This window comes from Polaribacter marinaquae, assembly GCF_038019025.1.
Taxonomy (GTDB): Bacteria; Bacteroidota; Bacteroidia; order Flavobacteriales; family Flavobacteriaceae; genus Polaribacter; species Polaribacter marinaquae.
On sequence record NZ_CP150496.1, the window covers coordinates 1,142,619 to 1,156,835 of the forward strand.

At 31.1% G+C, this 14,217-nt stretch carries 13 protein-coding genes; 2 read left to right on the plus strand and 11 right to left on the minus strand.

What is annotated here, in order from left to right:
• The first annotated feature begins 2 nt into the window (after positions 1–2).
• Positions 3–1,661 carry a pyruvate dehydrogenase complex dihydrolipoamide acetyltransferase gene (locus tag WG950_RS05190; RefSeq protein WP_340934601.1) on the plus strand — a complete coding sequence of 553 codons (1,659 nt, stop codon included), beginning with the start codon at positions 3–5 and terminating at the stop codon, positions 1,659–1,661.
• Positions 1,662–1,728: 67 nt separating this feature from the next.
• Positions 1,729–2,415: a GNAT family N-acetyltransferase gene (locus tag WG950_RS05195; RefSeq protein ID WP_340934603.1), complete on the plus strand. Its 687-nt coding sequence runs from the start codon at positions 1,729–1,731 to the stop codon at positions 2,413–2,415.
• A 55-nt stretch (positions 2,416–2,470) separates the two neighbouring features.
• On the opposite strand, the gene WG950_RS05200 is transcribed toward WG950_RS05195, so the two are convergent.
• The 11 genes from WG950_RS05200 to hemC all read right to left on the minus strand — a co-directional run bounded on the left by WG950_RS05200 (position 2,471) and on the right by hemC (position 14,208).
• Complete coding sequence (locus tag WG950_RS05200) at positions 2,471–3,205, minus strand: DUF6263 family protein (RefSeq protein ID WP_340934604.1); 735 nt, start codon at positions 3,203–3,205, stop codon at positions 2,471–2,473.
• A gap of 106 nt (positions 3,206–3,311) precedes the next feature.
• Positions 3,312–4,631, minus strand: a complete 1,320-nt coding sequence (locus WG950_RS05205; protein WP_340934606.1) for a dihydrolipoamide acetyltransferase family protein — start codon at positions 4,629–4,631, stop codon at positions 3,312–3,314.
• Between the two features lie 337 nt (positions 4,632–4,968).
• On the minus strand, positions 4,969–6,258 hold the full coding sequence (locus tag WG950_RS05210) for a S41 family peptidase (protein ID WP_340934608.1): 1,290 nt from the start codon (positions 6,256–6,258) through the stop codon (positions 4,969–4,971).
• 432 nt (positions 6,259–6,690) lie between these two features.
• Positions 6,691–7,596: an oxygen-dependent coproporphyrinogen oxidase gene (hemF, locus tag WG950_RS05215; RefSeq protein ID WP_340934610.1), complete on the minus strand. Its 906-nt coding sequence runs from the start codon at positions 7,594–7,596 to the stop codon at positions 6,691–6,693.
• Complete coding sequence (locus WG950_RS05220) at positions 7,577–8,332, minus strand: EI24 domain-containing protein (protein ID WP_340934611.1); 756 nt, start codon at positions 8,330–8,332, stop codon at positions 7,577–7,579. Before WG950_RS05220 ends, hemF begins: the two co-directional genes overlap by 20 nt.
• 115 nt (positions 8,333–8,447) lie before the next feature.
• On the minus strand, positions 8,448–8,792 hold the full coding sequence (locus tag WG950_RS05225) for a 5-carboxymethyl-2-hydroxymuconate Delta-isomerase (RefSeq protein WP_077808698.1): 345 nt from the start codon (positions 8,790–8,792) through the stop codon (positions 8,448–8,450).
• A gap of 3 nt (positions 8,793–8,795) precedes the next feature.
• A complete protein-coding gene (gene hemE, locus WG950_RS05230; protein WP_079738335.1) occupies positions 8,796–9,824 on the minus strand; it encodes a uroporphyrinogen decarboxylase in 1,029 nt (342 codons plus the stop codon).
• A 44-nt stretch (positions 9,825–9,868) separates the two neighbouring features.
• Positions 9,869–10,225 carry a four helix bundle protein gene (locus tag WG950_RS05235; RefSeq protein ID WP_340934614.1) on the minus strand — a complete coding sequence of 119 codons (357 nt, stop codon included), beginning with the start codon at positions 10,223–10,225 and terminating at the stop codon, positions 9,869–9,871.
• Positions 10,226–10,249: 24 nt separating this feature from the next.
• Positions 10,250–11,542, minus strand: coding sequence for a glutamate-1-semialdehyde 2,1-aminomutase (hemL, locus tag WG950_RS05240; RefSeq protein WP_340934616.1), 1,293 nt, complete (start codon positions 11,540–11,542; stop codon positions 10,250–10,252).
• Positions 11,543–11,562: 20 nt separating this feature from the next.
• On the minus strand, positions 11,563–12,531 hold the full coding sequence (gene hemB, locus WG950_RS05245) for a porphobilinogen synthase (RefSeq protein ID WP_340934618.1): 969 nt from the start codon (positions 12,529–12,531) through the stop codon (positions 11,563–11,565).
• Positions 12,532–12,600: 69 nt separating this feature from the next.
• Complete coding sequence (gene hemC, locus WG950_RS05250; protein WP_340934621.1) at positions 12,601–14,208, minus strand: hydroxymethylbilane synthase; 1,608 nt, start codon at positions 14,206–14,208, stop codon at positions 12,601–12,603.
• Between the last annotated feature and the right edge of the window lie 9 nt (positions 14,209–14,217).

The window sequence follows — 14,217 nt, forward strand, 5'->3', positions numbered from 1 at the left end:
ATATGGCTACAGTAATAAACATGCCCCGATTAAGTGACACCATGGAAGAAGGTGTTGTGGCAAAATGGTTAAAAAATGTTGGAGATAAAATTGAAGAAGGAGACATTTTAGCCGAAATTGAAACAGACAAAGCTACAATGGAGTTTGAGTCGTTTTATGAAGGAACATTATTACATATTGGTATTCAGGAAGGTGAAACCTCTCCAGTTGATGTATTGTTAGCTGTTATCGGTGAAGAGGGTGAAGATATTTCTGATATTTTAAATGGAAATTCTTCTAACGATAAAGCTTCTGAATCTAATAAAGAAGAAAAATCCGAAGAACCAAAAACAGAAAAATCTGAAGAAAATACTTCTAGTAGTTCTGTTACTATTCCTGAAGGAGTGCAGGTAATTACTATGCCTCGTTTAAGTGATACAATGACAGATGGTACTGTAGCAACTTGGTTAAAAAACGTTGGTGACGCAGTTGAAGAGGGTGATATGCTTGCAGAAATTGAAACCGACAAAGCAACAATGGAATTTGAATGTTTCTACGAAGGAACTATTCTTTACATTGGTGTGCAAGAAGGTGAAACTGCACCAGTTGATAGTTTGTTAACTATTATTGGACCAGAAGGTACAGATGTTTCTGCAATTGTAGAAAACGGAGGTGCTGTTTCTAGTTCAAATGATGCAGAAACTAAAAAGCCAGAAGCTAAAAAAGAGACTAGCAAAGAAGAAAGTAAACCTGAAGATTCTAAATCTACAGAAACAACTAATAACAATTCTACAAACTCTAATGGTGGTAGAATTTTTGCTTCACCATTGGCTAAAAAAATAGCTTCTGATAAGGGCATCAATTTAGTAGACGTAAAAGGTACTGGTGAAAATGGTAGAATTATAAAAAAGGATGTTGAAAATTACACACCTTCTGCTAAAACTGAAGAAAAAGCATCTGCAACTAATACACAAGCAGAAACTACAGTTGCAGCAGGTGTAGAAAACTCTAGAGAAGTTAAAAACTCTCAAATGAGAAAAGCAATTGCTAAGTCTTTAGGTAATTCTAAATTTACTTCTCCAGACTTTAGTCTAAATATTGAAGTAAGCATGGATAATGCAATGGCTTCAAGAAAAACAATTAATGCAATACCAGATACAAAAGTATCTTTTAATGACATGGTTGTTAAAGCTTGTGCAATGGCATTAAAGAAACATCCACAAGTAAATACATCTTGGTCTGATGCAAATACAATTTATCACGATCATATTCATGTTGGTGTTGCAGTTGCTGTTGCAGACGGATTGCTTGTACCTGTAATCAAGCACACAGATCAATTAAGTTTAACTCAAATTGGTGCTGGTGTTAGAGATTTAGCAGGTAAAGCAAGAAATAAAAAGATTACTCCTGCAGAAATGCAAGGAAGTACTTTTACTGTTTCTAACTTAGGTATGTTTGGTATTGATAATTTTACATCAATAATTAACCAACCAAACTCTGCAATTTTATCTGTTGGTGCAATTGTTGAAAAACCAGTTGTAAAAGACGGACAAATAGTAGTTGGTAACACAATGAAATTAACGTTAACTTGTGACCACAGAACTGTTGATGGTGCTGTTGGTGCTCAGTTTTTACAAACTTTAAAAACATATATAGAAAACCCTGTTACAATGTTAGCTTAGGTTTTTAAAAAATTTTTAATTTGAAAAGCCCGCTTTTAAGCGGGCTTTTTTATTTTTTGATGCATTTATGACTACACTAGAAGATAGATTAAAAAACCCTGTTTGGTACGCATTACAAGAAACACACAATAAATTTCTTATAGAATACGATGGCGTTCAATTTTACAATCCTGAAATAAATAATTTTGGTTCTTTTTTTCAAGCTAATAAAACATTAGATGCAGCAGACAAATACTCTAAAATAACAGATACTTTTTTCTTCGTTTCCGAAAAAGATACTCCCGCCGTTCATACTGATAAAATTAAACTAGAGAAAAAAATTAATGGTTGTCAAATGATTTTAGATCAATTAATAGAAGTTGATCTTATTGATGAGATTACACCTTTAACCGAAAAACACATAGAAGAAGTATATGACCTTATATGGTTAGTGATGCCTGGTTTTTACCAAAAGAGAGGTTTTGAAATGGGTAAATTTTTCGGAATTTTTAAGGAAGGAAAATTAGTAGCAATTACTGGCCAAAGGATGCAAACTAATGATTTTATAGAAATTAGTTCTGTTGTAACACATCCAAATTTTACAAGACGTGGTTTAGCAAAACAATTAATTTATCACACAACCAAAGATATTTTAAACGATAAAAAACTGCCTATTTTACATACAAACAAAGGCAATGCGGCAATACCCTTGTATGAAAAGCTAGGTTTTAAATATACTAGAGATATGAATTGGTGGCTTTACAAAAAGCTATAGCACAAAAAAGCCCTAAGATATATCTTAGGGCTCTTTAAGTTTAATATTTAAAAGCTTATTGTTTTGTTGTAGTACTTTTTGTTGTAATTTTCATTTCCATTCCGCCTGCATTCATGTTCATAATTAAGTTTAAGGTTTCTTGAACACCAGAATCAGCATTTACAATTAATTTTCCTTTTACATCTCCAGTACCCATACCAGAAACGGTTCCAGAAACATCAATATAAACCTTGCCTGCAGCAATTTTAGATACTGTATAAACAGTTTTTACAGTCATTCCCTGTTCGTTTACTTCATCTTCCCAAGAAGAACCTACAGATACTTTTTCTTCCGGATAAGTAACCCCTTTAGTTTGTTTTGTAAACTGATCCATCATAGGATTAGAAGGATCAACTTTTGTTTCTAAAATTTCACCTCTTGATGTTAAAGTAGAGATAATTTTTGCCTGCATCATTGGCTTAAACTGTTGACTCATCATCTTACCCATTTCATCTAAATCTTCTTCTTTTGTAGAAGAATCATAAGTCATCACATTACCACCTTGTAACATATTCATGTTAATAGACTTAATGTTAGATGAAGTTGTAATTTTTTCATCAGAAGCCTCTGAAACTTCCATAGACATTGTCATTTTCATATCAACACCACCTTGAGCGCCCATACTTTGAGACTGGTCTAAATTTACTAAATAAGTATCTCCTTTTTTATAATTAGCTCTTAACAACACAGATTCTTGAGCAACTGAATTAAAAGCAATAGACAATACAAATAATAATAACAATTTTTTCATTTTTATCTTTTTAAATTTTAGTTTTATATTGTCACGAAAATACTGTTTTAAAATAAAAAAACGCTCGAAAATTTCGAACGTTTTTTAAATTAAATATCTAAGTAGCTTAAACATCTTGATTTACATCCCAAGCTTCTAATGTTTCTTTCAAAGTTTTAATAAACATTCCTCCTAAAGCACCATTTACAACTCTGTGATCATAAGAATGAGAAACAAACATTTTTTGTCTGATTCCAATAAAATCACCTTCTGGAGTTTCTATTACTGCAGGCACTTTTCTAATAGCACCTAAAGCTAAAATTGCAACTTGTGGCTGATTGATAATTGGAGTCCCCATAACAGAACCAAAACTACCAACATTAGTAACTGTATAAGTTCCTCCCTGGATTTCGTCTGGTTTTAATTGATTATTTCTTGCTCTAACAGCTAAATCGTTTACCGACTTTGTCATACCAACTAAATTTAGTTGATCTGCATTTTTAATAACAGGCACAATTAAATTACCATCTGGTAAAGCAGCAGCCATACCTAAATTAATATTTTTCTTTTTGATGATAGTATCGCCGTTTAAAGCAATATTTATTAAAGGATATTTTTTTATTGTAGAAGCTACAGCATGCATTAAAATCGGCGTAAAAGTTAACTTTTCTCCTTCACGTTTAAAGAAGGCATCTTTAACTTTAGATCTCCATTTTACAATATTTGTAACATCGATTTCTATAAAAGATTGCACGTGTGCAGATGTCTGTACAGAATCTACCATATGTTTAGCAATCAATTTACCCATTCTGCTCATCTCTATCACCTCATCTTCTCCGTTTACAGAAACTGGTGCTGCTTTTGCTACAGTTTTTTCAACATTCTTAGCAGGCTGAACAGCTTTACTTGTTGTTTTAGGTGAATTGTTTCTGTTTTCTAAAAACGATAAAATATCCTCTTTGGTAACTCGCCCGTCTTTTCCAGAACCAGAAATAAGTTCTAATTCTTCCATAGAAACATTTTCTTTCTGAGCAATATTTCTAACTAACGGAGAATAAAATTTACCAGATTCTGAATTTTTAGAAATAGGTGTAGCCTTAATTTCTGCAGCCTTCTCTATTGTTTGCTCAACAGCAGCTACTTCGGTCGTTTTTTCTTCAGAAACTTCTTTAGTTGTTTCTGTTTTTACTTCTCCTGCATCTTCACCTTCTGTTTCTATAACAGCAATTACATCACCTACAGCAACTACGTCATCTTTTTGAAATAAAATTTCGATTAAAGTTCCTTCAACTTCACTAGGTACTTCAGAATCTACTTTATCCGTAGCAATTTCTACAACTGCTTCGTCTAATTCTACTGTATCTCCTACTTCTTTTAACCAAGAAGTTATTGTTGCTTCTGCAACACTTTCCCCCATTTTAGGTAATTTCAATTCAAATCTTGCCATTTCTATCTGATTTTAGAGATTGCAAAAGTACTAAATTTCATTCATTTTACATCAAAAAAATTAGTCCAAAATTAATTTTACAACGAAGTCTCATTTACATTATTCATAATTTTAAAATAATAAAGCCAATAATTTTATATAATTTTTATTTTTTAGCCTAAAATTTAAATATATCACAATAAATAAATCTACTTAATTCAATCATCATTTTAATTGTACACGTTTATTGACAAAGTAAAAAAATCACTCTTTATCACGCATATTAATAGATTAAAAAATCTATCTATGCAGTTATTTTATTCTTTTAAAAAAATTGAAAAACTAATCGATAAAATAATTATTTATCATTTTTAGCAACTATATTACTTTTGTTTTTAATTTTTGATGCAAAACTATCATTAGCTTCAGCTTCTAGCAAACTATAGGCTTTATTAAGAACATCATCTTTTAGCGTACTTTGTTGTAAAATGTCATATTTAGGTATAAAAGCTTCTCTTACGATACCATTGGCAGTATAAACTTTATCTGTAGAAATTCTATAACCGTATTTATCTTTAGTAAATAAGTAATCTTTTGTTTCTCCAGCTAATTTCATCATTTTAGTACCTAAAATTTTTCCTCTATTTATAGCATCTAAACCAATGGCTACGTCTTGCCCAACACTACCCGTCCATTTTCCTACCAAAACAATAACTGGTTGTTTAAATTGAATTCCTCTAGGATTAACAAATTCTAATCTACTTTTTATAATAGCAGGATTGTTACCATATTTATCTTTTGTAACATTCTTTTTAAAAGGTACTTCAGAATCTATAAACCTGCTTAAAATTGCATTTGCAACGTATGAATTTTTACCGTCTGTGGTATTTCTTAAATCTAAAATTAAACCTTTAGCATTTATATTTGCATTTAACTGATTATCGAAATATCTGATAAAGTTTGCGTGATTTAGCGAATTATTAATTTTAATAACAGTAAAATCATCTTTTTTAAGAACAGAAAGCAATTTTCTTTCTTCTCTAATTTTAATATTATCTACGTTTAAACTTATTTTTCTATCATCAACTAATTTTAAAGTTAAAACCCTAGACTCATTTAATCTACCTGAAATAATTTTATTTGCAATCCACTCTCTTACTTCTGGTATCTTTTTATTAACGCATTGTACAGGAAAATCATCTATAACTTTATTAAATTCTTTGCTATTAAAATTTAAAACTTCTGCCCCAATAATATTTTTTCCAAAATCTTTAATTTGTGAAAACCAAATGTTTTGAACGTAAAACTTATCTTCTTTAAGAACAATGTGTAGGGGCGAATGTAAACGAAAAGAAGATTTAGTTTTAGCGTTTAATTGTAAGTTACTGTCATAAAACTCATTTAATAAATATTCAAAAAAAAGTATTTTTTCTTGATTTGTCTTTACTTTTGATACAATTTCAGCGTATTTTTCTTTAACACAACTAAAATCGGTTTTTTTATCGTTTAAATAAATGTAATCGTTAGACAAATCTTGAATAATCTTTCCAAAATCTTGACTCATTTCATAATTATCAACATAATTATTTTTTTGAGAAAAAGTTAATTGAAAAGTTATTAATAATAAAAGGGATAGCAAATTTTTCATTTTTTCTTTTTTGTGCGAATTATCATAACTCGTAAAAATCACTATAAACGCGAATCTACTTTTTTAAAGTTAAAATTTTCATCTCTACAAAAAGCAAAGCAGCATCAAACTTATTAACAAAATGTTAATAAGTTTGACTAATTGATGTTAATAACTAAAAAACAAAATACAACCTCAAGAAGAAGAGAAAAACCCGCAAAACTAATTAACATATTAACAACTGAATATCAATACATTAAAAACCATTCTCCTTAAGAAAAACAGAAACTATTTTAAAAGTTAATAACGAATAAAGAACCAATACACCATTCACTAAAACCTCCTGAAGACCAAGGTTATTAACAATTTACAAATTAGTCATAAAAAAAAGGTTTTATTTTTTTAGCAAAAAAACAAAACCCTTTAAAAGATATATTACAATAAAGCTTAATCTTATTCGACCCAATTTCTAGGTTTAGCTAAAACGTCTAGCAATTTTGCTTCGTTGGAATTTTCTTCTGGTTGATGATTATATTTCCATTGAACAATTGGCGGTAAACTCATTAGAATACTTTCAATTCTTCCGTTTGTTTTTAGTCCAAATAAAGTTCCTCTGTCGTGAACTAAATTAAACTCTACGTAACGTCCACGCCTTACTTCTTGCCAATCTTTATGACTTTTATCAAATTCAACCTCTTTTCTTCTATTTACGATAGGTACATAACTTTCTAGAAAACTATCTCCTACTTGAGTAACAAAATCAAATCGATCTTTTATAGAGAATGCTTCTGTTTCTTTTAAGTAATCAAAAAACAAACCACCAATTCCGCGGGCTTCGTTTCTGTGAGCATTCCAAAAATACTCATCACATACTTTTTTAAACTTCGGATAAAACTCTGAATTATGAGCATCGCAAGCAGTTTTGCAAACAGAATGAAAGTGTATTGCATCTTCTTCAAACAAATAATAAGGCGTTAAATCTTGTCCGCCACCAAACCATTGCGTTACTATATTACCAGCATCATCGTACATTTCAAAATAGCGCCAATTAGCATGAACCGTAGGCACAAAAGGATTTATAGGATGCAAAACCAAACTTAAACCGCAAGCAAAAAAATTACCTTCTTTTACTTTAAATTGATTTCTTAAAACCTCTGGCAAATCACCGTGAACAGCAGATATATTTACACCTCCTTTTTCAAAAACATTTCCATTTTCTATAACACGTGTTCTTCCTCCTCCGCCTTCTGGCCTTTCCCAAATGTCTTCTTTAAACTTAGTTCCTCCATCAATTACTTCTAATTTAGAAGTAATTGTGTCTTGTAAATTTTCTATGTATTTATAAAACTGATCTTTCATGTGTTTTATTTAAAATAGTAATTGTTTTTGTAGTTGCAGCAGTTACAGATAAAGGCAAAACAATAATGATTCCTATAACAGGAACTAACAGACAAAGCATAAACACAATTCCGTTTCCTATAGCTATACCTTTGTTTTTACGAACAAAATAAATACTTTCTTTATAATTAAAATGACGCTCTAATGTGTAATCTATATTACCAAAACCTGCATAATAAGACTGTACTAAAAACAGTAAAATTGTCGAAAAAATATTAACTACAGGAATAAATTTTAATAATAAAATAGGAATTGTAATTAACAATTCTTTTGATAAATTTCTGATATTAATTCGAATCCCTCTAATTAATTGTTCGTTAAAACTTGTTTTTCTATGTTGATGCTTTAAACTTCCGTTGATATAGATTTCTATTTTTTCTGAAACCGGACTCATAAACGGAGCCGAAAAAGCTAAAACAATATGTTTGTATAAAATTAAACCTATAACCAGCACAAAAATTCCGCCAACAAAAGAGGCAAAAGATGTAAAGGCTTGTTTTCCCCAATCCCAAATCCAAATTTTTGATAAAAATTGACCTACATTATCAGACAATCCGTAAGCTGTAAAACCAATAATGGTTGCGGTAACAATGCTAATAATTATAGGAATTATAAAATATTTCCAAAGTTTTAATTTTGAAATTAAATTGACAGCTCCTAAATATGCTTTTATTGCAGAAAGTATATTTTTTATCATTAGCCTTGGTTTGCGTTAGCGATTGAAATGGCATCCTTTTTGCTTTTTCTGCAAAAAGATATAATGGAAAGCGCGACTTTGTTTTTTTTAACAAAGTAACGCCCAAATTACTTATTTAAATCATAGATTTATTACAATAAGTAGCTTGTTCAAAATTTCTAATATTCATAGAAATGATAGGCACATTAGGAAAAAGCGTTGTTAGTGTAGCTACAATAGCATAAGAAAGATCAGATTTTTGTTCTTCTGTTCTTCCTTCCATAATGTTACCAAAAACATGTATAAAATCTGCTTCGGCACTTTGTACTAAAGAATGTTTAAACGGATTTAGACGTACTTTAATATCATCTCTATCAAATAATCCGGTAGAAAATGCTGTTTCAAAAACAGCTTCAAGCACCTTTCTAGGTTCTTGAAGCTTTAAAATATTTTCTGAACAGTCTAAAATAAAATGAGGCATTTTTTAATTTGCTTTATATTCTTTTACCGCATCTACAAATGCTTTTGCATGATCTAACGGAATGTTTGGTAAAATACCGTGTCCTAAATTTACAATATACTTGTCTTTACCAAACTCGTTAATCATTTGAGTAACCATTTTCTTAATTTCTGATGGTGGAGAGAACAATCTTGTTGGATCGAAATTACCTTGTAAAGTAATGTTTCCGCCAGATAAATATCGTGCATTTCTTGCAGAACAAGTCCAATCTACACCTAATGCAGAAGCACCAGATTTAGACATTTCATTTAAAGCAAACCAACAACCTTTACCAAATGCAATTACCGGAGTAATATCTTTTAAAGCATCGATTATTTGCTGCATATATTGCCATGAAAACTCTTGATAATCTACGGGTGATAACATTCCACCCCAAGAATCAAATACTTGAACAGCGTCTACACCTGCCTCTACTTTTGCCTTTAAATACGCGATAGTTGTATCTGTAATTTTTTGTAATAAAGAATGTGCTACAACTGGGTTTGTAAAACATAATTCTTTTGCTTTATCAAAGTTTTTAGAACCTTGACCTTGTACACAATAGCAAAGAATTGTCCAAGGTGAGCCTGCAAAACCTATTAACGGAATTTCATCATTCAACTTTTCTTTAGTTGCTTTAATTGCATCCATTACATAACCTAAAGAATCTTGAATATCTGGAATAATAACAGCGTCTAAATCTTTTTGAGTACGAATAGGATTTGGTAAATAAGGTCCAAAATTTGGTTTCATCTCCACATGAATGTTCATTGCTTGTGGAATTACCAAAATATCAGAAAATAAAATTGCAGCATCCATACCGTATCTACGGATTGGTTGTACAGTAATTTCTGATGCTAATTCTGGAGTTTGACAACGTGTAAAGAAATCGTATTTGTGTTTAATTTCCATAAACTCTGGCAAATATCTTCCTGCTTGACGCATCATCCAAACTGGTGGTCTATCTACAGTTTCTCCTTTTAATGCTCTTAAAAATAAATCGTTTTTTATCATTTTATAGCTTTTGGCTATTAGCTTTTAGCTTTTGGCTTTGGCTTTTAGCTATTCTTTATTGTATTTATTAATCCGTTAATCATCTTGCCTTCTTTTTCTATAAGTTCAAAAATGATCTTTAATTCTTCTGATTCTATTAATTCTAATTCTTGAATTATTATAAGTTGAGTTTCAACCTCAAAAAGCGAACCTATCGCAATTTCTAAAAATCGTTTAAATTCAACTACACTATTTCTACTAGATCCTTCGGCTATATTTGATGGAATTGAAACGGCAGCCCTTGTAATTTGACTTTTCAATCCAAACTTTTCATCAGAAGGTAATTTTTGAGCTATTTTATAAATTTCTTTGACAATAACAATTCCTTGTTCCCAAATCTTTAATTTTCTAAAATTTCTCATAAATTCTCTACTAAAAGCAAATAGCTAAAAGCTATCGGCTACTTTTTTCATAGCCTTGTCAGTTGCATTTGCTATTATTTTTATATCCTTATCTTTTAATGCTGATGATAAAAACCAAGCTTCAAATTGACTTGGAGGTAAAAACACTCCATTTTTTATCATTTCCCAAAAGAAAACACCAAACTTTTCTGTATCAGAAGTTTGAGCTTCTTCAAAATTTGTAACTTTCGTTTTTGTAAAGAACGGATTTAACATAGAACCAAATCTATTTACAGTTAAATCTACGTTGTATTTCTTAGCTGTTTCCAATAAAATCACTTCTATTATCGCACCAACTTCTTCGAACTTTTCATACGGATTTTGTTTTTTCAACTCTGTTAAAGTTGCTATTCCACCAGCCATAGCTATCGGATTTCCAGATAAAGTACCTGCTTGATACATTCCTCCTAACGGCGCAACATTTTCCATGATTTCGTTTCTTGCACCATAAGCACCAACAGGAAAACCTCCGCCAATTACTTTACCTAAACACGTAATATCTGCTGTAACACCTAATAATTCTTGTGCGCCACCAAATTTAGAACGAAAACCGGTCATTACTTCATCAGCAATTAGCAACGCTCCTTTGGTTTCTAAAAATTCTTTTAATTCTTTTAAGAAATTATTTTGCGGAATTACAACTCCCATATTACCACCGATTGGCTCTATGATTACACCGGCAATATCATCGTGCTCTTCAAAGTGTTTTTTTACACTTTCTAAATTATTATATTCTGCTATTAATGTATTTTTTACCGCACCTTCTGGCACACCTTTAGAACCTGGTAAACTTAACGTTGCCAAACCAGAACCTGCTGCAACTAATAATGCATCTTGATGCCCATGATAACAACCAGAAAACTTAATAATTTTATCTTTTCCTGTAAATGCTCTTGCTAAACGAATTCCGCTTAAAACAGCTTCTGTACCAGAGTTTACAAAACGAACTTTGTCCATTTCCGGAAAAGCATCACAAACAATTTTTGCTAATTTTATTTCTGCCTCTGTTGATGCACCAAAAGAATAACCGTTCTTTAAAGCTTTATCAACACCTTTTTGCACTTTTTTATGTCTGTGACCTAATATCATTGGCCCGTAAGAAAGTACTAAATCTACATATTCATTTCCATCAACATCTGTAATTCTAGTTCCTTTTGCTTTTTTAATAAACAACGGATTTCCGCCAACAGAAGAAAATGCTCTTACAGGAGAATTTACTGCACCTACAAGGTTTTTTAAACCCTTTTTATATAATTTTTGTGATTTTTTAAAGCTCATACTTTACCAGTTATTAGTCTTTAGTTGTTAGTCTTTAATATTCTTGCCGCTTCTTTAGCAAAATAAGTAATAATTATATCTGCACCTGCCCTTTTCATAGACAACAGACTTTCCATCATCACTTTTTCTCCGTCAATCCAACCTTTTTCTGCAGCAGCTTTAACCATTGCATATTCTCCGCTTACATTATAACATGCAATTGGTCTATCGAAATTGTTTTTTAAATCTCTAATAATATCTAAATAAGAAAGTGCGGGTTTTACCATTAAAATATCCGCTCCTTCTTGATCATCAAAAGTAGCTTCTCGCATTCCTTCATCACTGTTAGAAGGATCCATTTGATACGTTCTTCTATCACCAAATGTAGGTGCAGAATCTGCCGCATCTCTAAAAGGACCATAAAAAGCTGACGCATATTTTACAGAATATCCCATAATTGGTAAATTAGTAAAACCGGTATTATCTAAAGACTGTCGAATCATATCTATTGTTCCATCCATCATACCAGAAGGCGCAACCATATCTACACCTGCTTTTGCATGAGAAATTACTTGTTTAGCAAGGTTTACCAAAGTTGCATCATTATCTACATCATTGTCATGTATAATTCCGCAGTGACCATGAGAAGTATATTCACAAAAACAAACATCCGTAATTACATATAAACTTGGGTAATTTTTCTTGATAAAACGAATTGCTTTTTGCATAATTCCGTCATCATTCCATGTTTCTGTACCTTCATCATCTTTTTCTGATGGAATTCCAAACAAAAGAACCGCAGGTATATTTAAAGAAACTACCTCATCTAATTCTTTTGAAATTCTATCTAAAGAAAAACGCTTGATTCCGGGCATAGAAACAATTTCTGTTTCTATGTTTTCTCCTTCTTCTATAAAAAGTGGATAAATAAAATCGTCTACAGAGAGTTTAGTTTCTCTAACTAATCTTCTAATACCTTCTGTTTTTCTTAATCTTCTCGTTCTAAACATGTATACTAACTTTAGTTATTTCGAAGAAAACTGACGAAATAATTATTATTAAATGCTCTTTGTCATTAATTAATTTGAAGAAGTTTCTTCTCCGGCATAATGGCTATTTACCAATTCTAAAACACTATCTACACTTGGTAAATTAGCAACTTGTACATTTTCGAAATGCTTTCTAGCTTCTACTGCAGTAGTTTCTCCAATACAAAATGCAGTTTTATCTTTAGAATTCACTTCTAAATAACTGTTTATTCCTGAAGGACTATAAAACAAAACCCCAGAAAATTCATCAGAAATTTTAACCGGACTTAACATTGTCTTGTAAGCTTCTACTTCGTTCACAACAATTTCATGTGCTTGCAAATAGGTAGGAAAAACATCTAATCTTACGTCGCTACAGAAATAAGTAATTTCTTTTACCTCTGTTTCTTTAGAGATATATTCTGCAAGTTTTAAAGCATTTTTAGCAACGTGCGTTACTTTTCCTATTCTTTTTTCTATTAACTTCTTTGTTCTTCTACCAACACAATAGATATTTTTAAAATCTAATTCTTCTTTGGTAAAAGAGTTTAAAATAGCTTCAACACCATTTTGACTAGTAATTGCAACGTTTTCATGCGAATGCTTAACTACTTTTGGTGAAATTCTATTAAATCTTATTTTTATGAAATCACTATCTTCTATACCTATCGCAGAAGAAAGATTTTCTTTTTGTAATTCCGATAATTTTTTAGTTGAATAAACTTTCGCAATCGAATCGTCTTTACCTTCATCTTCTTGCATTAATTCTTTACCACCTCTATTTATTACATAATCGGCGCAATCTTTTGCTAAAAATTTATGACTTCCAATTTTTGCAGTTTTGGTTACTGTAATTTTTTTAGAACCGTCTCTTTTTAATAAAATTCCTTTAAAATTAATTTCGCCCGTTTTATCATCAACATACGCTAAAGCACCTATTGGCGCTGTACAACCACCTTCTAGCAATCTTAAAAACTCACGCTCTATACCAACACAAACCTTAGTTTCATGATGATTTAGTTGCTCGCAAGCATCCATTACATATGTATCGTTTTCTAAAGCAGCAATCATAATTGCACCTTGAGCTGGTGCAGGAATCATCCAAGTTAATGGTATTGCACCTTTATCTCTTAAACCTAATCGCTCTAAACCAGCAGCTGCAAAAACAGCTCCGTTCCAAGTCTCGCTAGTTCTAAGTTTTTCTAAACGCGTATTTACATTTCCTCTTAAATCTTCTACCGAATGTGTAGGGTAACGATTTAACCATTGTGCTTTTCTACGTAAACTTCCAGTTGCAATTACTCCGTTTGGTTGACCAAAAAACTCTTCAGTATCTTTTAAAACCAAAATATCTGTATAGTTTGCACGCTTTAAAACTGCGGCTTGCACAATACCTTCTGGCAATGCTGTAGGTACATCTTTTAAAGAATGTACTGCAATATCAATATCGCCATTTAACATAGCAATATCTAAATTTTTAGTAAAAATACCTGTAATTCCCAATTCGTACAGAGGCTTATCTAAAACAATATCTCCTGTAGATTTTATTGGAACCAAAACAGCTTCATAACCTAATTCCTCTAATTCTTTGCGTACTTTATTTGCTTGCCAAAGCGCTAATTGGCTATCGCGAGTACCTATTCTTATTATTTTTTGCATGGAGTTTTA

Bases quoted from the DNA above. Each gene is read 5' to 3' on its own strand.
- WG950_RS05190 (WP_340934601.1), top strand. From the start codon at position 3: ATGGCTACAGTAATAAACATGCCCCGATTAAGTGACACCATGGAAGAA.
- WG950_RS05195 (WP_340934603.1), top strand. From the start codon at position 1,729: ATGACTACACTAGAAGATAGATTAAAAAACCCTGTTTGGTACGCATTA.
- WG950_RS05200 (WP_340934604.1), bottom strand. From the start codon at position 3,205: ATGAAAAAATTGTTATTATTATTTGTATTGTCTATTGCTTTTAATTCA.
- WG950_RS05205 (WP_340934606.1), bottom strand. From the start codon at position 4,631: ATGGCAAGATTTGAATTGAAATTACCTAAAATGGGGGAAAGTGTTGCA.
- WG950_RS05210 (WP_340934608.1), bottom strand. From the start codon at position 6,258: ATGAAAAATTTGCTATCCCTTTTATTATTAATAACTTTTCAATTAACT.
- hemF (WP_340934610.1), bottom strand. From the start codon at position 7,596: ATGAAAGATCAGTTTTATAAATACATAGAAAATTTACAAGACACAATT.
- WG950_RS05220 (WP_340934611.1), bottom strand. From the start codon at position 8,332: ATGATAAAAAATATACTTTCTGCAATAAAAGCATATTTAGGAGCTGTC.
- WG950_RS05225 (WP_077808698.1), bottom strand. From the start codon at position 8,792: ATGCCTCATTTTATTTTAGACTGTTCAGAAAATATTTTAAAGCTTCAA.
- hemE (WP_079738335.1), bottom strand. From the start codon at position 9,824: ATGATAAAAAACGATTTATTTTTAAGAGCATTAAAAGGAGAAACTGTA.
- WG950_RS05235 (WP_340934614.1), bottom strand. From the start codon at position 10,225: ATGAGAAATTTTAGAAAATTAAAGATTTGGGAACAAGGAATTGTTATT.
- hemL (WP_340934616.1), bottom strand. From the start codon at position 11,542: ATGAGCTTTAAAAAATCACAAAAATTATATAAAAAGGGTTTAAAAAAC.
- hemB (WP_340934618.1), bottom strand. From the start codon at position 12,531: ATGTTTAGAACGAGAAGATTAAGAAAAACAGAAGGTATTAGAAGATTA.
- hemC (WP_340934621.1), bottom strand. From the start codon at position 14,208: ATGCAAAAAATAATAAGAATAGGTACTCGCGATAGCCAATTAGCGCTT.